We start from the raw sequence: 18,484 nt of genomic DNA, 5'->3' as shown, positions 1-18,484 counted from the left end.
ACCTCAAGTAGAGGGCGCCCAGCCTGTACCTCAGCAGAATGCTGTTGATCCTGCGGCGGTGGAGCAGATGATGCAGTCGCCGGCCCGGTTCATGAACCGGGAACTCTCCTGGCTGCAGTTCAATCACCGGGTGCTTGAGGAATCCATCAACAAGGATCACCCGCTGCTGGAGCGCCTGCGCTTCCTGTCGATCTCGGCGAACAATCTCGATGAATTTTTCATGGTACGTGTCGCGGGCCTCAGGGGGCAGCTGCGCGCGGATGTGAGCCAGCGCTCCGACGATGGCCTGACACCGGCCGAACAGCTGGAGAAGATCGGCACGGCCTGCCAGCGCCTGCAGAGCGAGCAGCAGCGCCTGTGGCGGCAGATCCGTTCGGAGCTGGTCGGCGCCGGCATCCGCATTCTGCTGGCGACGGACCTCGCTGAGGCGGAACGCGACTGGCTGGAAGGCCATTTCCTCGCCCATATCTTCCCGGTGCTGACGCCGCTGGCGATCGATCCGGCGCATCCGTTCCCCTTCATTCCGAATCTGGGCTTCTCGCTGGTGTTCGAGCTGGTGCCGGTGAAGGGCGGGCGCGGCATGACGGCGCTGATCCGCCTGCCTGCCCATATCGACCGTTTCGTCCGCTTGCCGGATCTGGGGCAGGGCGAGGGTGAGGTCCGTTACATCACCATCGAGAAGGTGATCGGGCTCTTCATCGGCCGCCTGTTCCCTGGCTACGAGATTCGCGGCAAGGGCACCTTCCGGGTCATCCGTGACAGCGATCTTGAAATCGAGGAAGAGGCGGAGGATCTGGTCCGCCTGTTCGAATCCGCCCTCAAGCGCCGCCGCCGCGGCTCGGTGATCCGGCTCGAGATCGATGCCAATGCCCCGGCCTCGCTCAGGGCGTTCGTCGCCAATGCGCTTGGCGTGACGGACAACGAGATTTTCCTGGTGGATGGCCTGCTGGCGCTGGACAACCTGTCCCAGCTGGTCGCCATGGACCGGGACGACCTGAAGTTCACACCCTACACACCGCGCTTCCCCGAGCGCATCCGCGAACATGGCGGCGATTGCCTCGCCTCCATCGTTCAGAAGGACATCATCGTCCACCATCCATACGAATCCTTCGATGTGGTGGTGCAATACCTGCGACAGGCGGCGCAGGACCCGGATGTTGTGGCCATCAAGCAGACGCTTTACCGGACCTCAAAGGACTCGCCCATCGTCAAGGCTCTGGCTGAAGCTGCCGAAGCCGGCAAGTCGGTCACGGCGCTGGTGGAACTGAAGGCACGGTTCGACGAGGAAGCCAACATCCGCTGGGCGCGCGATCTGGAGCGGGCGGGCGTGCAGGTGGTGTTCGGCTTCATCGAGCTGAAGACCCATGCCAAGCTCTCCATGGTGGTGCGCCGCGAGAATGGCGAGCTGAAAACCTATGTCCACATCGGCACGGGCAACTATCACCCGATCACGGCGCGCATCTACACGGATCTGTCATATTTCACCGACGATCCGGAAATCGGTCAGGATGCGGCGCGCGTCTTCAACTACATCACCGGCTATGCGGAACCTGCCGAACTGAAGCGGCTGGCCGTTTCGCCCGTGACCATGCGCAAGCGCATCATGGAACTGACGGAAGCCGAGATCGAACACGCACGGGCAGGGCGCCCGGCGCAGATCTGGATGAAGATGAATTCGCTGGTGGATGCCGGCATCATCGATGCGCTCTACCGGGCGAGCCAGGCAGGTGTGCAGATCGATCTGGTGGTGCGCGGCATCTGCTGCCTCAGGCCCGGCATTCCGGGCCTCTCCGAGAACATCCGCGCCAAGTCCATTATCGGCCGGTTCCTCGAACACAGCCGCATCTTCTGCTTCGGCAATGGCCATGGCCTGCCGTCTCCGCAGGCGCATGTCTACATCGGTTCGGCCGACATGATGCCGCGCAACATCGACCGGCGCGTGGAAATCCTTGCGCCCATGCTGACGCCGACGGTGCATGAGCAGGTGCTGGACCAGATCATGGTCGCCAACCTGCGCGACAATCAGCAGAGCTGGCGCATTCTGGCCGATGGCACCCACAAGCGCATCATTCCGGGACCGGGCGAGGAACCTTTCAACGCCCACCGGTATTTCATGACAAACCCTTCACTCTCGGGCCGTGGCAAATCGCTCAATGCTGACAGACCTAAACCCTTCATGGAGCGGCCAAAGCGTGGCTGATTCAAGCGAAAAGCATCCTCCGGCCCGCGGCCGTTTCAATGGCAGCGGGCCGGTCGCAGTGATCGACATCGGATCGAATTCGGTCCGCCTAGTCGTCTATGAACGGGAAGCGCGCTCCCCGACAATCCTGTTCAACGAAAAGGTGCTGGCAGGCCTTGGCCGGGGCATTGCCACCACCGGGGAACTTGCCGAAGAATCGACCGCTTCGGCCCTTGCGGCGCTGAGCCGGTTCCGGTTCCTGTGCAGCCATCTGGACGTGAAGGCGGTCTATGTGCTGGCAACGGCAGCCGCCCGGGATGCCAGCAACGGCGCGGCTTTCGTTGCCGAAGTGGAACGTGTGACCGGCCAGACGGTGCGCATTCTCAACGGGCCTGAAGAGGCCTATTACTCGGCTCTGGGCATCATGGCCGGCTTCTGGAAGCCGCATGGGGTCGTCGGCGATCTGGGCGGCGGCAGCCTTGAGCTGGTCAGCATCGGCGCCCGCGGTCCGGGCGCGGGGGAGACCTTCCCTCTGGGCGGCCTGCGCCTGCAGGAAGCCTCTGGCGGACGTATTCCGCGCGCGCAGAAGATCGTGGACGATGCGCTGGCCAAGGCCAACTGGCCTGCCCGCACTGCCCGGCATACGTTCTACGCGGTCGGCGGGACCTGGCGCTCTCTGGCCCGGCTGCATCTCTTCCAGGCGGGCTATCCGCTGCATGTGATGCACAACTATGCCATTCCGGCGGAAGAGGCGATCGAGTTCTGCCGGGTGGTCTCCACCCGGGACGTCAACACGCTGGACTTCATTGACGTCATCTCCCGCCAGCGCCGCGCGCTGCTGCCTTTCGGGGCCATCGTGATGGAGCGGGTGCTGCGGGCCATGAAGGCCGACCGGGTGGTCATGTCGGCCACCGGTGTGCGCGAGGGGCTGCTCTACGAGCACCTGCCGCCTGCCATCCGCCGTCAGGATCCGCTTCTGGAATCGGCCCGTGAGCTGGCGCATCTGCGCGCCCGTTCGCCGCAATATGCGGAGGAACTGATCACATGGACCGACCAGCTCATGCCAGTGATCGGGGTGGATGAAACCGAAGAAGAGATGCGCCTGCGCCATGCAGCCTGTCTTCTGTCCGATATCGGCTGGCGCGCGCACCCCGATTATCGCGGCGAGCAGAGCCTCAACATCATTTCCAACGCAGCCTTTGCCGGCATCGACCATGCGGGCCGCGCCTATCTGGCAATGACGGTGTTCTTCCGCCATCAGGGACTGATTGACGATGCCCTGTCACCGCGTCTGCGCGAACTGGCCCCGACCCGGTTGAAGGAACGGGCCCGCATTCTGGGTGCGGCGCTGCGGGTGGCTTCTCTTGTCTCAGCCTCAATGCCCGGTTCGCTGCTCAAGACGTCGATCGAACGGGATGAAGACAGCCTGACCATAACCCTGCCGGGAGATCTGGCGATGCTGGATGGCGAGCGGCTGCGCAAGCGTATGGTGCAGTTCGCCAAGCTGGTCGGCGCCAAGGGCGAGGTTCTGCCGCTGCCGTGAGTAAAAGGGCCTGACTGCGGCACCGGGTCCGCAGTCAGGTGTTACGTGTCAGTTCACCGTCACCGGTTCATCGGCTGTGCGCGTCGCGTCGGCATGCAGAAGCGCGGCGGCGATCGTTTCGGCGGTTTCCGCTCCGGCAATCGCAAAGCGGCCGTCGATGATGAAGAAGGGCACGCCGGTGACACCCATGCCGCCGGCCTGCTCGATCTGGCTGCGCAGCTTGGCAAGGTCGCTGTCCGTTTCCAGAAGCTGGGCAACGAGATCGGATTCCATGCCCGCTTCGGCCGAGATATCGACCAGTGTCGAGGCTTTGGACAGATCGCGTCCTTCAATGAAATAGGCCCGGAACAGCCGCTCCACCACTTCATCCTGCAGCCCGTCCGCCCGGGACCAGAGGATGAGGCGATGGCTGTCAAGCGTGTTCGGAGACACGCGGATCCTGTCGAAGGCGAAGGCGATGCCTTCTTCCGCGCCTGCTGCGCTCACCCGCTGGTAGATGGCGGCTGCCTTGGCTGGGCCTCCGAATTTCCCGTTCAGATAGGTCTCCCGGTCCTTGCCTTCACGCGGAAGCGACGGATCGAGCTGGAAAGGGTGCCAGCGCACCTCGATGCTCAACTCCGGCACCTGCCGGATGGCTTTCTCCAGCCTGCGTTTGCCAATGTAGCACCAGGGGCACATGACATCTGAGATGACATCGACGGTAAGGGGCGGCTGATCCGCCATGGCTGCCTCCTGGCTGCGGGCTCATGTAGAGTCAGGCTAGACAGACTTGTTGAGCCACGCAAGGGCAACCAGGACGGATATCCGCTGCGCTGCTTACAAAAGGGTTGACCCAAGAATGGCATTGATGCGCCGCTTCAGGCTCGGTCCGGCCTGCTCATGCTTCAGCACAGCCACAGGTCCCCGGCCCGCCACATAGCAGATGAGGTCTTCCTCCCGGCTGGTGGCATCGGCGATGGAGAGGATTGTGCCCGAAAGGTCGCCCGCAAGCTGCGTGACCGGAATACCGGCCGCATCTTCCCCGGGATAAAGGCGGATCTCGTCAAGGAACAGCCCACGCAGTGCCGCCTGATCGGCGCTGCGGCGCAGATAGGCCTGATAAAGCGGCTGCGGCAGCCCGTCTTCGCCCGCCTGACGCAGCAGCCAGACGCGGCTTTCCGCCAGCAGCCGGTCCGCCAGACGCCGCCGCTTGCCCATGCGTATGGCGCTGGCAAGCCTTGCCGACAGCATCGCCCGCGTCAGATCGCCATGCAGAACGTCATTGACGCCCATCTCGAACAGGGCGGCCACTTCCTGCCGGTCTTCGGCGAAGGCCAGCACGGGGATCTGGGAGAAGCGGGCATCGCGGCGGATGCGTTCGACCAGATCGAGACTGTCCTCTATCCCGGCCTCGATGATCACTGCATCGAAAGCGCGCTGGGAAAGGTAGTTCTCGGCCATGTCGGCGGACAGGGCGCCGATCAGATCCACATTTCTTGCGCGGGCGTCGAAGAGCTCGATGAAACGGCGGCCAAGACCGGCGACCAGAAGGCTGGAGCCGCCCTGCTGATGCGGAGCGGAGCCGTAGCTGGGCACGCGGCCAAAGACGGCGCGCCGGATGCGCGCCTCATCGCTGCGCAGAATGGCGCGCTGGCGCGAACAGATCATCCGGAAAAGGCTTGATTCGGGGATATCCGCGTCCACAAGGCCGTGGGAGCGGCGCAGCGGCAGGCCAACAGCGCTTCCGGCACCGCACAGAAGCAGGGCGGGCACCTCCACCGGCAGCTTGCTTTCGGCTCTGGCGAGGCGCGCCAGTGGGGCAAGCGTCTCGTCCAGCCTGACCACCACGGCAGCCGGCAGCTCTGTCAGCTCGTCATCGCTTGCCGTCAGAAGGTCCAGCTCACGCGGCCAGCCGGGAGCGCCAGCCCCAAACACGGGCTCCGGGCCAATACGCCATACAGGCCCCTGCCAGACGAGGGCGCTGTCGCCATCTCCGTCAAAGGCCGCCATTGATCATGCCACCTGCCGGTCCTGGCGCTGAAGCCGTGCCGCCAGCCGGTGCCGGTCGACACTGCCATCCTCCAGCCTCGGGAGTGCCTGCAGCATCAGCACACGTGTGGGCACCTTGGCGAGGTCAACCCGTTCGGTGTCGAGCCAGGCAAAGAAGGCACGGGCATCGGGCGAGCAGCCGGGGCGCATAACAAGGGCCGCATGGAGCTTTGCGCCCAGGATCGGATCATCCACCAAAAAAGCGGCAGCCTCCGTCACCTCGTCATAAGCGGCGTAGATCTGATCGATCCCTTCCAGCGCACCGGCGCCGGGGGCCAGTTCGCCCGGAATGCCGAACCCGGCAAGCCCGCCCTCGACGGGGATCACGGAAACGCCCGTCCGGAGAAAACCGGCCGCGTCAGTCAGTGGACCCGGACCGGCCTTGCGTCCGGTTTTCCAGCCAGCATCGGCAACCATCGGACCACGGGCCAGCAGCTTGTGCGGATTGCCGTTCTCGCCGCCTTCCGTCTTGATCTCCAGGACACCGGCGGAAACATCGGTTCCGGCCGGGGCGCCGAAGCTGCCAAGCGGAATGGGATGGATGCGGGCCGATTTGCCGCGCAGCCTTGCGACCAGCGCGAACTCGTCTGCCACATGCAGATCCACCAGCTGGTGGCGCGGCACGAAGGTGGTGGCCTGCGGCGAGGAAATGCTCCAGCACGCAACGATGCTGGTGGACTTGCGGCCCAGCCGCACATCCAGCGCCTCGGCCAGCGGGCCGGGCGTCAGCACATAGTCGGCTTCCACGGCCTCGGCATGGGCCGCAAGGCGCTGCAGCGAGGTGGGGTGATGCAGGTGCATGGTGCCGCCGGACAGGAGCCATGGCACCATCCCGGCGCCGACACCCGTCATGCCGCTGAAGGCATAGGGAACAACAATGCTGGCCCCATCCGGCAGGCGTGTTTCGAGATAGGGCATGAAGCCGGCGGCAATCCACTGATTGTGGCTGCGGGTCACGGGCATCGGCTCGGCGCCATTGCGCGACCAGGTGACCGTTGCCGTATGTTCGGCCGAATTGGGCCGTGACAGCTGCGGGGCGGGCATGTCATCGCCCATCTCTGCAAGCACGGGGCCCAGTTCGATCAATCCATCCGGAATATCCTTGCCGAGACCAAAGACGAAACGCAGGCTGAACAGCTCGGCTGCCACATCGCGGGCGGCATGGCCCACTTGCCGCGTCTCCAGCCTGTCCGCCGCCACAAGGCCCTTGGCCCCGAGGCTGTTGAGCGCTTCCAGAACGTCCTTCTGCCGCCAGTGCAGGGGCAGGGGCGAGACGATCAGCCCGGCCCTGAGCGCGGCCAGAAAGGCAATCACCGTGTCCACCGTGTTCGGCGCCTGAATGCCGATCACATGGTCTGTGGACAGGCCAACGGCGGCGTAGAAGGCGGCGAGCTTCTGGATCTCCCGCTCGGCCTGGCCGTAGGTCAGCTGGCGGGCCTCGCCGCCGGTCCAGGAGGAACGGTCGGGCGCGTCCACGAGGGCGAGCCGGTCCGGATTGGCGGCAGCCGTCTTGCGGAAGATCTCGTCGAGCGTCACGCGGCCCCAGAAAGCGCTGAGGCGGTTGCGTTCGATGGAGTCTGCAGGCGTTGTAATCATGATCCTGGTCCCTTGCCGGGTCTCAGTTGGCGCCTTCGGTTTTCCACCACGTCGTGGTTTCGAAACCGTAAATCGGGTCTATCTGAGGTGACGTGATTCTGGTCCAATGTCCAAGCCATTCCGCAGGCGGATGGAACAAGGGCACGGCGTAACGGCCTGAAATCAGAACACGGTCGAGCGCCCGGACGGCCGATATGAAGTCTTCCTTGCTGTGTGATGCGACCATCGCGGCGATCATCGCGTCAATTGCGGGCTCCTTGGCGCCGGTGATGTTGAACGAGCCGGGTGTGTCGGCTGCGGCCATGGACCAGCGCCCCATCTGCTCGCCGCCAGGCGAGAGAGAAGAGCTCCACATGTGGAACACCATGTCGAAGTCGAACTTGATGCGGCGGTCCTCGAACTGGGACGGGTCCACGGTACGCACGTTTGCCTTGATGCCGATCACATCCAGATTGCGTGCATAGGCGAGGGCGATCTTTTCTTCGTCCTCGTTCTTGGTCATGATCTCGAAACTGACCGGCTGGCCATCAGGAGCTTTGAGCACACGGCCGTCGAGGGTGTATCCGGCCTCCTTCAGCACGGCCATGGCATCGCGCAGCACGGCCCGGTCGCGTCCCGAACCATCGGTCTGCGCCGGTATCCAGGCGCCCGCCATCACATCCGGGTCAACAACGCCGGGGAAGGGGGCCAGAAGCTCCTTCTCCCGTTCGCTGGCCGGATGGCCGATGGACGACAGCTCCGACTTGTCCCAGTAGCCTGCGGTGCGGTCATAAAGGCCCGCATAGAGATTGCGGTTGATCCATTCGAAATCGAACAGCATCGACAGGGCCTTGCGCATGCGCTTGTCGGCAAAGACCGGACGGCGCGTGTTGAAGGCAAGGCCCTGGATCACCGGCGGAATGCCCTTGACGATCTCCTTGCGCACCACCTTGCCTTCCTTCGCCGCCGGGAAGTCGAAGCCATTGGCCCAGCGGGAGGGATTGTTGAAGGGCAGCACATCGATCAGCCCCTTGCGGAAGGCTTCCTGCAAGGTGGTCTCGTCGCGGTAATATTCGATGCGAATCTCGTCGAAATTGTCCATGCCGCGCTTGGAGGGCAGATCCTTGCCCCAGTAATCCGGATTTCGCCGGTACACGGCCCGCCGACCGGGGACGATCTCGGCGAAGACATAGGGGCCGGTGCCAAGCGGCGGCTTCAGGCTGGACTTGTCGAATGTGGCCGGATCGGTCGCGGCCTTCGAGAACATTGGCGCCAGCGCAATGAGCAGCGGCAATTCGCGATTCTCGTTGTTCTTGAAGGTGAAGCGGACGGTTCTTTCACCGGTGACTTCACTCTTCTCGATCTCGGCATACCAGTTGCGGAAGGGAGGGCGGCCTTTCTCGCGCATGATGTCGAGCGAGAAGATCACATCTTCGACCGTGAAGGGGCTGCCGTCCGAGAACTTCGCCTTCGGGTTCAGGCGGAATTCGATCCAGGACCGGTCTTCGGCCATGCGGACGGCTTCGGCGAGGTGGCCGTAGAGCGAGAAAGCTTCAGCGTTGGAGCGCACCATCAGGCTTTCGATGATGTTTTCCCCGAATTGCCGCTCCTTCATGCCGCGCGCGCTGGTGAAGCCGCCCTGCACCACGAAGGAATTGAGGCTGTCAAACGTGCCCTGCACCCCCAGCGTCAAAGTGCCGCCCTTGGGCGCACCGGGATTCGCATAAGGAAAATGTGTGTAGTCCGCAGGCAGGGCCGGATCACCATGCATTGCGATTCCATGGACCCACGGGGCCGGGTTTTCCTCGCCCGCAGCAGCTGTTCCCGGGGTCTGAGCGCGGCAGTCCTGCGTGAAGGTCAAACCGCCCGCTGCCAGCACAAAGACTGGAAAAGCCAGCGCGAACCGGCGGAAAGCCGCCGCGCGTCCGGTCTTTCCAGAAACAGTTTTCAGGGAAAAAGCCATTGTGTGATGTATGTCCGTCTTGATTCTGTCCCCGGAATGGTAACACACCAGTGGCCACCCGCGCATTCGTGCCCGGAGACGCTGGAAATCCGCTCACGATGCGGTTAAACATGGGCCCGCGCAGGTGAAGGGTCACCCTGTTGCCGCAATCTTCCGGCATCGGGGCTGGTGATGTTGGCCAGCGTAACGGCGGCAGTTCCGCTGGACGCGCGGGGCCGTGGGGAACGCAAGGCCTGGAAGAGCGAACGCACAATCGAGGATGTTTCGAATGAAGAGTTTTCTGATGAGGGGGATGGCGGGCTGTGCGGTCGCTGCGCTTGCCATGCTTGGCGGTACGGCCGCTGTTTCGGCGCAGCAGGCCGAGGCTGAGTCCCCCTGGGTCAAGGTGTGCAATACCGATCCGAGCGTGAACAAGGAAATCTGCCTTGTGACGCAGGAGCTGCGGACTGCCACGGGTCAGTTCCTGTCGTCGGTTGCGATTCGCGAAATCAGTGGCGAAGCCCGCAAGACGCTGCTCATCGCCGTGCCGACCGGCATGCTGATCCAGCCGGGCATGCGCGTGCAGATCGATGCCGGCAAGCAGACCGAAGCCAAGTATGGCATCTGCTTCCCGAATGCGTGCTATTCGGAACTCGTGATTGACGAGGCCTTCGTCGCCCAGCTGAAGAAGGGCTCCAAGCTCGTCATCACCGCCCTGAACCAGCAGGCAAAGCCGGTTCCGCTGGAACTGACGCTTGCAGGCTTCACCAAGATCTATGACGGCGCCGCCATGGATGTGGGCGAAATCCAGAAGAAGCAGGAACAGCTTCAGAGCGAGCTGCAGCGCCGCGCTGACGAAGCCCGTCAGAAGCTGATCGACAAGCAGAAGGAACAGACCCAGTCGGGCAACTGATTGGCTGGTCTATGCTTATATGAACACGAAACGCCGCGCGGGAAACCGGGCGGCGTTTTCATTTGGGCCTTGCAGATGCCGCAAGCGGGCCGCTCAAGCGGCCTGCCTCAATGCAGGCCGCTTGAGCGCGGCAGGTAGGAGCCGTCATCCTGCTCTTCGAAGATCTCCTCGATCTGCGGATGGCGCACCGGTTCGCCCGTGTTGTCCGGCACGAGGTTCTGCTCGGACACATAGGCGACGTATTCGGTTTCCTCGTTTTCCGCGAGGAGATGATAGAAGGGCTGATCCCGGCTCGGGCGGACATCCTCGGGAATGGCGTTCCACCATTCCTCGGTGTTGGAGAAGGTCGGATCCACATCGAAGATCACCCCCCGGAAGGGATAGACCTTGTGGCGGACGACCTGTCCGATCTTGAATTTTGCCGTACGCATGACTGTCACCGTGGCTTGAACCGGCGCAGACGCCCCAGGGTGTGGAGGGGCACGATGCGGCGTCAGCGCGCGGTGAAGACTTTCCCTTATAATAGGGAACCGTCTAGAGTCCGTAAACCTCTGCAAACTTGGTGTCGCGTGCCGCAACAAGGCGTGCAAGGTCAACAATTACCTTGGCCTGTTTCCAGGTGGCATCATCCTGCATCTTGCCGTCGATCATCACGGCGCCGCTGCCGTCCGGCATGGCGTCCAGAATCCGGCGCGCAAACGCAACTTCCGCCGGGTCCGGGCTGAACACGGTCTTGGCGATGTCCACCTGAGACGGATGCAGCGACCAGGCCCCAAGGCAGCCCATCAGAAAGGCGTTGCGGAACTGCGCTTCGCAGGCAGCGGGATCGGAGAAGTCGCCGAAGGGGCCATAGAAGGCCTTGAGGCCGGCCGACATGCAGGCATCGACCATGCGGGCCACCGTATAGTGCCATGGGTCCTGCTGCATGCGGGCGCGGGGTGCACCGCTGCCATCCTCATCCGCCAGCACCGCATAGCCGGGATGGCCGCCTCCGACACGGGTCGTCTTCATGCCGCGCGAGGCGGCAAGGTCCGCCGGTCCGAGGCTCATGCCATGCATGCGCGGCGAGGCGGTGGCGATGGCCTCCACATTCTTCACTCCCTCAGCCGTTTCCAGAATGGCATGAATGAGGATCGGCTTCATCAGGCCCGCGCGGGCTTCGAGCTGGGCCAGCAGCTGATCGAGATAATGGATGTCCCAGGGGCCTTCGACCTTCGGCAGCATCACCACGTCGAGCTTGTGGCCCACGGCCGGAATGATCTCCAGCATGTCATCGAGAAACCAGGGGCTGTTGAGGCAGTTGACGCGGGTCCACAAGCCAGTGCTGCCGAAATCATTCGCCCTCGCCATTTCGATGAAGCCATGCCGGGCTGCCGTCTTCGCATCGGCGGGGATGGCGTCTTCCAGATTGCCGAGGATCACATCCACCTGCGAAATGAGATCCGGGATCTTGGCGCGGATCTTTTCCAGATGCGGCGGCACGAAATGGATCATGCGCTCCAGCCGCACCGGCAGGTCGCGGAAGGGCGCCGGCGCGCCAATGGCAAGCGGGGCGTAAAAGGCGCGTGGTGTCTTCATCATGCTGCGGCTCCTCCGGTCTTCTGGACCACAGCTATAGCATCATGGTGCGGAGCAGCAATTCACCGAAAGACGGAAGGGCAAGCAGCGGATCAATCCGCCCACTTGCGGTGGATCCACATCCATTGCTCCGGCACTTCGCGGATCCATGCCTCGAACTGGGCATGGATGGCGGCAGTCGTCGCCAGAATATCGGCCTCCTTGTCTCCATCCGAGGCCGGATCGATGCAGATGCCCTCGATGCGGAAGCGGGCGCCTTCCAGCCGCACCACGCGGCCAATGACGATCGGCACGCCGCAGGCGCGGGCGAGGGTGGCAGGAACGGGCGTCGCATAGGCCTCCCGCCCGAAGAACGGCACCTTCACGCCGCGCCGTTCGCGCAGGTCCGCCATCAGGGCAAAGACGCCGCCGGAGCGCAGGATGGACAGCAGCTTGCGCGCCGTCTGATGCCCCTTGGAATAAAGCCCGAGCGGATAGAGCGTGCCGCGCAGGCTGCGCAGCAAAGCATCGGAATAGGGGTTCTTCAGTGCCTGATAGACGCCAGCCATCGGCAGGCCGCGCTGGAAGGCGGGCGTCACGCAAAGCTCCCAGCAGGCCGAATGCATCGACACGAAGACGCAAGGGCCAGCGCCGTTGAGGATGGCATCGGTGCGCGCATCCACCAGCAGCTCGAAACGGCTTTCATCCCGGATCATCCGGTCGATCTGGAAGGTTTCGGCGGTTACCCGGCCGAGATTGTCCCACATGCCGTCGATGATCTGGCGGCGTTCTGACGCCGTCAGCTCCGGCATGGCCAGCTCCAGATGCTTCAGCGCCCTTTTGTGCCGCTTGTTGAGCGGGGCAAGCTTGCGCCACAGAAAGCCCATGGCGGCCGAAGCCCGGTCCACCGGCACGAGGCGGAACAGGAACACAACAGCCGCCAGAACGGCCCATTCAGCCTTCAATGCGAGAGTGCGGAACGGGGAGCGCGGGGTCATGGGCAGCGGTCGGATCCGGATCATGGCCGGCAGGGCATGCACGGATGGCACATGTGTCCGGCTGGCGCGTCACATAGCCAGAGGGTTCATTGACCGTCTGGCGCGAACAGGTTAGGCGTGGATTACCCAAGCCACATGCCGGTTGCAAGCGGCAGATCCTCTGTCACTGCGCAATCCTCACCCTGTCTTGGCCCACCACGTCTTGGCCAAAGGTCCCGGATCCTGCCATGCAAGATGTCATTGCGCTCGCCTTTCCCTTCTTCGGCCTGATCTTTCTGGGCTTCGGAGCGGGCAAGCTCAGCAAGATTCCGCCGTCCGGCATGGCGTGGATGAACTTCTTCATCATCTATATCGCGCTGCCCGCCCTGTTCTTCCGCCTCCTGTCGGAGACGCCGGTGGAACAGCTGACCGACCTCAGCTACGTGGCCGCGACCACCTTTGTCACCTACACGGTCTTTGCCATCTGCTTCTGCATCGGCGTGCTGGCGACCAAGGGCAGTATCCCCGAATCCACCATCATGGCCATCGGCGGCTCCTATTCCAACGTCGGCTACATGGGGCCGGGTCTGACCATGGCGGTGCTGGGACCGGCCGCCACCGTGCCGACCGCTTTCGTCCTGTGCTTCGACAACACGCTGATGTTCATTCTCGCGCCGCTGATGATGGCCATGGCCGGAACGGAAAAGGAGCATCTGTCACAGACCATGAAGAAGGTGGCGGTGCGCGTCTTCACCCATCCCTTCATTCTGGCGACGATTGCAGGCGTCGGCGCGGCCTTCATCGGCTTCAAGCCGCCGCAGGGACTGGACACCATGCTGAAATTCCTCAGCGGTGCGGCGGCCCCTTGCGCGCTCTTTGCCATGGGCGTGACGGTGGCGCAGCGCCCCATCGAAAAGGTGCCGCTGGAGCTGCCGGTCATTCTGGCGGTGAAGCTGATCCTGCACCCGGTGCTGGTCTATCTGATGCTGACCTGGGTCGGCGGCTTTGATCCGGTCTGGATCGCGACCGCCGTCCTGATGGCCTGCCTGCCGCCCGCGACCAACGTTTTCGTCATCGCGCAGCAGTATCAGGTCTACGTCAACCGCGCCTCCAGCCTCGTCATGATCGGCACCATGGCCTCGGTGGTGACGGTGACGGGCGTGATCTGGGCCATCCAGCACGGGTGGCTTTAGGGGGCTTTGCCTCTCCACCGTCATTCTGGACGCGCCTCTGCGATCCAGGGCCGCTGAGGCAAAGCCTGTAAGGCAGGAATAGCCCAACCGGTGTCATCCCGGTTTGGCGCGGAGTGGCAAGACCGGGATCCAGTAGCCCCGGCGCATGAGATGCCAAATACCGGGGGTACTGGATCCCCGCCTTTCGCGGGGATGACAAGGTGAGAAGCTGCGGAGTGGACTGCTTTCAGCACCGTTTGGCCGATCCGCCCCAGCCTCAAATCTCAACAATGGGCCGGAGCCTGTGCGGCGGGCACGGTACCCCGGCCGGAAGACCGCTCACCCCTCTTCCAGCTCCGCTGACAGCAGCAGCCATTCCTCTTCCGTGGTGACGAGCTTCTTTTCGATATAGGCCCGCTCCTTGGCGAATTTCGCCGCCCGCTCGGGATCGCGGGTGAAGAAGTCCGGTTCGGACATGGTGGCATCCAGCATGACGATCTTGTCGGAAAGCCGCGCCATTTCCTTTTCCGCCGCCTCGATCTTCTTGCGCAAGGGTGCCTCGCGGGCGCGCCGTTCGGCAGCTTCACGCCGCTTGTCCGTGGCGGAGGCCGCCTTGGCCTCGTCCTCGCGGGCCTTCTTCACCGCATCCGGCCCTTGCAGGATGTAGCGGCGGTAGTCTTCCATGTCGCCGTCGAAGGTGCTGACCTTGCCATCGGCCACCAGCCACAGCCGGTCGGCGCAGGCTTCCACCAGATGCCGGTCGTGCGAGATCAGCACCACGGCGCCCTGAAACTCGTTCAGCGCCAGAACCAGCGCCTCGCGGCTGTCAATGTCGAGGTGGTTGGTCGGCTCGTCGAGGATGATCAGGTTCGGCCCGTCGAAAGTGGCAAGGCCGAGCAGCAGCCGCGCCTTTTCACCGCCCGAGAGATCCTTGGCCGGCGTTTCCATCCGGTCGGTCGGCAGGCCGAAGCGGGCGACGCGAGCGCGCACCTGCGCTTCGGCCGCCTGCGGCATCAGCATGCGCACATGCTGGACGGCGCTTTCATTCGGGCGCAGTTCATCCAGCTGATGCTGGGCGAAGAAGGCGATCTTCAGCTTGGTGGCGCTGGTCACCTCGCCGGAGAGCGCTGCCAGACGGCCGGAGATCAGCTTGGCGAAAGTGGACTTGCCGTTGCCGTTGGAGCCGAGCAGGGCGATGCGGTCATCGGTGTCGATGTTGAGCGTCAGGCGCGACAGGACCGGCTTGCCGTCATAGCCCACCGAGACATTTTCGAGCTTCAGGATCGGCGGCGACAGGCGCCCCTGCGGATCGGGGAAATGGATCGGGCGGCCGCTTTCCTCGGTCAGCGCGGCGATGGGCTCCATCCTCTCCAGCATCTTCAGGCGGGACTGGGCCTGCCGGGCCTTGGTGGCCTTGGCGCGGAACCGGTCGACGAAGGCCTGCATATGCTTGCGCTGCGCGTCCTGCTTTTCCTTGGCTTTCTGCTGCAGCATCATGGTTTCGCGCCGCTGCCGGTCGAAGCTGTCATAGCCGCCGCGGTAGAAGGTCAGCTTGCCCCGGTCCAGATGCACGATGGAATCCACCGCCTTGTTGAGAAGGTCGCGGTCGTGCGAGATCAGCAGCACCTGATGCGGATAGCGCGCCACGTAGCTTTCCAGCCACAGCGTGCCTTCCAGATCGAGATAGTTGGTCGGCTCGTCCAGCAGCAGCAGATCGGGCTCGGAGAAGAGCACCGCAGCCAGCGCCACACGCATGCGCCAGCCGCCGGAAAAGGCCGAGCAGGGCCGCTTCTGCGCTTCTGCATCAAAGCCAAGGCCGTGCAGAATGGCGGAAGCACGGGCCTCTGCCGTGTGGGCGGAAATATCGGCAAGCCGGGTGTGGATGGCTGCAATCCGGTCCGGGTCCTTCGCCGTTTCCGCTTCTGCCATCAGGGAGGCGCGCTCCGTGTCAGCGGCCAGCACCACCTCGATCAGGCTTTCCTCCGTGCCCGGTGCTTCCTGTGCCACCTGGCCGATGCGGGCAAGGCGCGGAACGCTGACGGAGCCGCCCTCACTCGTCAGATCGCCGGTGATCAGCTTGAACAGGGTGGATTTGCCCGCGCCATTGCGGCCCACGAGGCCGGTCTTGCTGCGGGCGGGCAGGGTGACGCTGGCATTGTCGATGAGAAGACGGCCGCCGATGCGATAGGTGAGGTCTGAAATCTGCAACATGGGCGGATCTTTGGGCGAGCTTGGCCCGCATTGCAAGAGGGCAACGTGCGGCCAGCGTGTTTGCGCAGGGGCCCCATGTCTTTCGCGCCGCCCCCCTTGCGGGGCGCGCGAGGCAAAGCTATAGGAACGGCCAAGTTTCCGCGCCCGTCAGCCGATGGGGCGCAGCGCAACGCGGCCGCTCCAAAAGGGCGGCCTTCACACACTTCACCGCCGCATGCGCGGCACCCGTATTTTTAAAGGATGAGACCAATGGCCATCGAACGCACTTTCTCCATGATCAAGCCGGACGCCACCAAGCGCAACCTGACCGGCGCCATCACCGCGAAGCTCGAAGAAGCCGGCCTGCGCGTCGTTGCTTCCAAGCGCGTGTGGATGAGCCAGCGTCAGGCCGAAGCCTTCTACGCCGTCCACAAGGACCGTCCGTTCTTCGGCGAACTGACCGAGTCCATGTCCTCCGGCCCGACCATCGTTCAGGTTCTGGAAGGCGAGAACGCCATTGCCAAGAACCGCGAAGTCATGGGCGCCACCAACCCGGCCAACGCTGACGAAGGCACCATCCGCAAGCTCTTCGCCCTGTCCATCGGCGAAAACTCCGTGCACGGCTCCGACGCTCCGGAAACCGCTGCCGAAGAAATCGCCTTCTGGTTCGCCGGTCACGAAATCGTCGGCTGATAGCCCGGCATTTCCGGAAACTGAGCAAAGGCCGGCCTCGCAAGAGGCTGGCCTTTTTGCTTGTCCACACAGGCGAGTAGCGGCGCTGGCGGCATTCTTGTCATTGAACTTCCCGGACAAAGCCCCACCTGCGGGGCGGTGCTGCACTGGCCCGGCCGGGCACAGCGGCACCGGACAGACGTTTGACCATGGAGTTTTCATGCAGCCGATTGAAACGGCCCGGTTGATCATCCGCAATTTCCGCAGCAGCGATGGCGAAGGGCTCTATGCCTATCTGCGCGAACCAGTGGCGAGCTGCTTCCTGTCGATGCGGCTGGAGAGCCTTCAGGCCGCAGAAGCGGAGGCCGGAAAGCGCGGCCTGGATGACGAATATCTCGCGGTTACCCTGAAGGACACGGGCGTACTGATCGGCGATGTCTTCGCCATGCAGGAAGAGGACACATGGTCCGTGGGCTGGAACTTCAATCCCGCTTATGGCGGCGCAGGCTATGCGCTGGAGGCGGCGCGGGCGCTCTTCACCCATCTCTTCACCACCTGCAAGGCCCGCCGGGTCTATGCCTACGTGGAAGACCACAACAAGGCCTCGCAGCGCCTGTGCGAAAAGCTGGGCATGCGCAAGGAAGGCCTGTTTCTGGACTACATCAGCTTCCGCAATGATGCGGCGGGCAATCCGGTCTATGAGAACACGTTCCAGTTCGCCCTGCTGCACAAGGAATGGGTGAGAGGCCTCACGCTGCCGGAAGGCTGATCTGCCGGTTGCTGTTGCGGCGGTGCTCGCTGAACACCGCCGTGATGGCGCGCAGGGTTTCGCGGGTTCTGGCGTCGGTCAGCGAAGAGTGCAGCACGATGGACTGCGAGGGGATCGGCGGCAGGTTCAGCGCTTCGCTGACTTCCACCATGTCAGCCGTCGCCAGGCGGCAGGGGAAGGCGGCCACCGCCAGCCCGGCAGACAGCGCCGCAATGACGGCCGTGGTGCCGCCGACAAAGACCTCCACCCAGGGAATGCCCGCCCCGTTGAGCAGATGCACCGCCACTTCGCGGACCGTGCAGACAGAGGGATGGCTGGCGATCCGCAAGGGCTCGCCCGCGTGATGCTTGAAGCTGGGGGAGGCAAACCAGCCGAAATGCTCGGGCCCCAGCACCTCGCCATCGCGGCGGCCATCATCGCTGCGGGCGATCACCGCATCCAGCGCACCATTTTCGAAGGATTCGATCAGCACCCGGGAATTGTCGACGATCACCTCCACCGTCAGGCAGGGGTCGAGCGACTTGAGCCGGGCCAGCAGCGCCGGCACCTCCGGCCCCATGACATGGGCGGCGATGCCCAGCCGGAAGCGGCGGCGCTCGGCCGAAAGAGCCGCGAGCGCCCGTTCATGGGCCGCCAGAAACTCCCTTGCAGGCGCCAGAAAGGTTTCCCCCTGTGCCGACAGGCGCACCTGCCGGGGCGTGCGCTCGATCAGCTTCTTGCCGAGCCGCTCTTCCAGCCGCTTCAGCTTGACGCTGACTGCCCCTTGCGTCGAGCCAAGCGCCACCGCCGCACGGGTGAAGCTCTGAAGATCGGCGATCATCACGAAGGCCCGTACGGCCTCGACCTCAAGCGCGCTCATCTATCCAAATCCGTTATCTCTGATATGTCCGGCCATATGATTGCCAAATGATCATAGCTCCGGCATTCCTGCAAGTGAACCTTACCGCCGCGCACAGTGGATCAGCCG

15 protein-coding genes are annotated in these 18,484 nt (G+C 63.8%); 6 read left to right on the top strand and 9 right to left on the bottom strand.

What is annotated here, in order from left to right:
• Positions 1 to 67: 67 nt before the first annotated feature.
• Together H163_RS23355 and H163_RS0120695 are read left to right on the top strand one after the other, a co-directional pair.
• On the top strand, positions 68 to 2,200 hold the full coding sequence (locus H163_RS23355; protein WP_019966533.1) for an RNA degradosome polyphosphate kinase: 2,133 nt from the start codon (positions 68 to 70) through the stop codon (positions 2,198 to 2,200).
• On the top strand, positions 2,193 to 3,722 hold the full coding sequence (locus tag H163_RS0120695; protein WP_019966532.1) for a Ppx/GppA phosphatase family protein: 1,530 nt from the start codon (positions 2,193 to 2,195) through the stop codon (positions 3,720 to 3,722). Before H163_RS23355 ends, H163_RS0120695 begins: the two co-directional genes overlap by 8 nt.
• 48 nt (positions 3,723 to 3,770) lie before the next feature.
• Here the strand turns inward: H163_RS0120695 and H163_RS0120690 are convergent, their stop codons facing one another.
• The 4 genes from H163_RS0120690 to H163_RS0120675 all read right to left on the bottom strand — a co-directional run bounded on the left by H163_RS0120690 (position 3,771) and on the right by H163_RS0120675 (position 9,096).
• Positions 3,771 to 4,445, bottom strand: a complete 675-nt coding sequence (locus tag H163_RS0120690; protein ID WP_019966531.1) for a DsbA family oxidoreductase — start codon at positions 4,443 to 4,445, stop codon at positions 3,771 to 3,773.
• A gap of 93 nt (positions 4,446 to 4,538) precedes the next feature.
• Positions 4,539 to 5,711 carry a response regulator gene (locus H163_RS0120685; RefSeq protein WP_019966530.1) on the bottom strand — a complete coding sequence of 391 codons (1,173 nt, stop codon included), beginning with the start codon at positions 5,709 to 5,711 and terminating at the stop codon, positions 4,539 to 4,541.
• A 3-nt stretch (positions 5,712 to 5,714) separates the two neighbouring features.
• Entirely contained in the window at positions 5,715 to 7,346 is a 1,632-nt protein-coding gene (locus H163_RS0120680) for an AMP-binding protein (protein WP_019966529.1), read from the bottom strand.
• Between the two features lie 22 nt (positions 7,347 to 7,368).
• Positions 7,369 to 9,096, bottom strand: a complete 1,728-nt coding sequence (locus H163_RS0120675) for an extracellular solute-binding protein (protein ID WP_244296122.1) — start codon at positions 9,094 to 9,096, stop codon at positions 7,369 to 7,371.
• Positions 9,097 to 9,556: 460 nt separating this feature from the next.
• Between H163_RS0120675 and H163_RS0120670 the strand changes: the two genes are divergently transcribed.
• Positions 9,557 to 10,180: an invasion associated locus B family protein gene (locus tag H163_RS0120670; protein ID WP_026356132.1), complete on the top strand. Its 624-nt coding sequence runs from the start codon at positions 9,557 to 9,559 to the stop codon at positions 10,178 to 10,180.
• A 107-nt stretch (positions 10,181 to 10,287) separates the two neighbouring features.
• On the opposite strand, the gene hspQ is transcribed toward H163_RS0120670, so the two are convergent.
• The 3 genes from hspQ to H163_RS0120655 all read right to left on the bottom strand — a co-directional run bounded on the left by hspQ (position 10,288) and on the right by H163_RS0120655 (position 12,735).
• Entirely contained in the window at positions 10,288 to 10,611 is a 324-nt protein-coding gene (gene hspQ / locus H163_RS0120665; protein ID WP_019966526.1) for a heat shock protein HspQ, read from the bottom strand.
• A gap of 103 nt (positions 10,612 to 10,714) precedes the next feature.
• Positions 10,715 to 11,758, bottom strand: coding sequence for an HpcH/HpaI aldolase/citrate lyase family protein (locus H163_RS0120660; protein ID WP_026356131.1), 1,044 nt, complete (start codon positions 11,756 to 11,758; stop codon positions 10,715 to 10,717).
• Between the two features lie 92 nt (positions 11,759 to 11,850).
• Positions 11,851 to 12,735 (bottom strand): lysophospholipid acyltransferase family protein, encoded by an 885-nt coding sequence (locus tag H163_RS0120655; RefSeq protein WP_026356130.1) that lies wholly within the window; start codon positions 12,733 to 12,735, stop codon positions 11,851 to 11,853.
• Between the two features lie 227 nt (positions 12,736 to 12,962).
• Here H163_RS0120655 and H163_RS0120650 point away from each other — a divergent pair, with 227 nt between their 5' ends.
• Positions 12,963 to 13,907 (top strand): AEC family transporter, encoded by a 945-nt coding sequence (locus tag H163_RS0120650; protein WP_019966523.1) that lies wholly within the window; start codon positions 12,963 to 12,965, stop codon positions 13,905 to 13,907.
• Positions 13,908 to 14,225: 318 nt separating this feature from the next.
• Here the strand turns inward: H163_RS0120650 and H163_RS0120645 are convergent, their stop codons facing one another.
• Positions 14,226 to 16,097 carry an ABC-F family ATP-binding cassette domain-containing protein gene (locus H163_RS0120645; protein ID WP_019966522.1) on the bottom strand — a complete coding sequence of 624 codons (1,872 nt, stop codon included), beginning with the start codon at positions 16,095 to 16,097 and terminating at the stop codon, positions 14,226 to 14,228.
• Between the two features lie 249 nt (positions 16,098 to 16,346).
• Here H163_RS0120645 and ndk point away from each other — a divergent pair, with 249 nt between their 5' ends.
• Together ndk and H163_RS0120635 are read left to right on the top strand one after the other, a co-directional pair.
• Positions 16,347 to 16,769, top strand: coding sequence for a nucleoside-diphosphate kinase (ndk, locus tag H163_RS0120640; RefSeq protein WP_019966521.1), 423 nt, complete (start codon positions 16,347 to 16,349; stop codon positions 16,767 to 16,769).
• A gap of 199 nt (positions 16,770 to 16,968) precedes the next feature.
• Positions 16,969 to 17,517 (top strand): GNAT family N-acetyltransferase, encoded by a 549-nt coding sequence (locus tag H163_RS0120635; RefSeq protein ID WP_019966520.1) that lies wholly within the window; start codon positions 16,969 to 16,971, stop codon positions 17,515 to 17,517.
• On the opposite strand, the gene H163_RS0120630 is transcribed toward H163_RS0120635, so the two are convergent.
• On the bottom strand, positions 17,498 to 18,376 hold the full coding sequence (locus H163_RS0120630; RefSeq protein ID WP_019966519.1) for a LysR family transcriptional regulator: 879 nt from the start codon (positions 18,374 to 18,376) through the stop codon (positions 17,498 to 17,500). The genes H163_RS0120635 and H163_RS0120630 overlap by 20 nt on opposite strands.
• Positions 18,377 to 18,484 lie beyond the last annotated feature (108 nt).

The sequence above is a fragment of the Pannonibacter phragmitetus DSM 14782 genome (genome assembly GCF_000382365.1).
In the GTDB taxonomy this organism is placed as follows: domain Bacteria; phylum Pseudomonadota; class Alphaproteobacteria; order Rhizobiales; family Stappiaceae; genus Pannonibacter; species Pannonibacter phragmitetus.
Note: the sequence above shows the minus strand (reverse complement) of the source record. Positions and strands in the feature narration are given on the sequence as shown.

Excerpts from the sequence above, each read along its gene's own strand:
- H163_RS23355 (WP_019966533.1), top strand. The coding sequence starts at position 68 with ATGATGCAGTCGCCGGCCCGGTTCATGAACCGGGAACTCTCCTGGCTG.
- H163_RS0120690 (WP_019966531.1), bottom strand. The coding sequence starts at position 4,445 with ATGGCGGATCAGCCGCCCCTTACCGTCGATGTCATCTCAGATGTCATG.
- H163_RS0120685 (WP_019966530.1), bottom strand. The coding sequence starts at position 5,711 with ATGGCGGCCTTTGACGGAGATGGCGACAGCGCCCTCGTCTGGCAGGGG.
- H163_RS0120680 (WP_019966529.1), bottom strand. The coding sequence starts at position 7,346 with ATGATTACAACGCCTGCAGACTCCATCGAACGCAACCGCCTCAGCGCT.
- H163_RS0120675 (WP_244296122.1), bottom strand. The coding sequence starts at position 9,096 with ATGCATGGTGATCCGGCCCTGCCTGCGGACTACACACATTTTCCTTAT.
- H163_RS0120670 (WP_026356132.1), top strand. The coding sequence starts at position 9,557 with ATGAAGAGTTTTCTGATGAGGGGGATGGCGGGCTGTGCGGTCGCTGCG.
- hspQ (WP_019966526.1), bottom strand. The coding sequence starts at position 10,611 with ATGCGTACGGCAAAATTCAAGATCGGACAGGTCGTCCGCCACAAGGTC.
- H163_RS0120660 (WP_026356131.1), bottom strand. The coding sequence starts at position 11,758 with ATGAAGACACCACGCGCCTTTTACGCCCCGCTTGCCATTGGCGCGCCG.
- H163_RS0120655 (WP_026356130.1), bottom strand. The coding sequence starts at position 12,735 with ATGACCCCGCGCTCCCCGTTCCGCACTCTCGCATTGAAGGCTGAATGG.
- H163_RS0120650 (WP_019966523.1), top strand. The coding sequence starts at position 12,963 with ATGCAAGATGTCATTGCGCTCGCCTTTCCCTTCTTCGGCCTGATCTTT.
- H163_RS0120645 (WP_019966522.1), bottom strand. The coding sequence starts at position 16,097 with ATGTTGCAGATTTCAGACCTCACCTATCGCATCGGCGGCCGTCTTCTC.
- ndk (WP_019966521.1), top strand. The coding sequence starts at position 16,347 with ATGGCCATCGAACGCACTTTCTCCATGATCAAGCCGGACGCCACCAAG.
- H163_RS0120635 (WP_019966520.1), top strand. The coding sequence starts at position 16,969 with ATGCAGCCGATTGAAACGGCCCGGTTGATCATCCGCAATTTCCGCAGC.
- H163_RS0120630 (WP_019966519.1), bottom strand. The coding sequence starts at position 18,376 with ATGAGCGCGCTTGAGGTCGAGGCCGTACGGGCCTTCGTGATGATCGCC.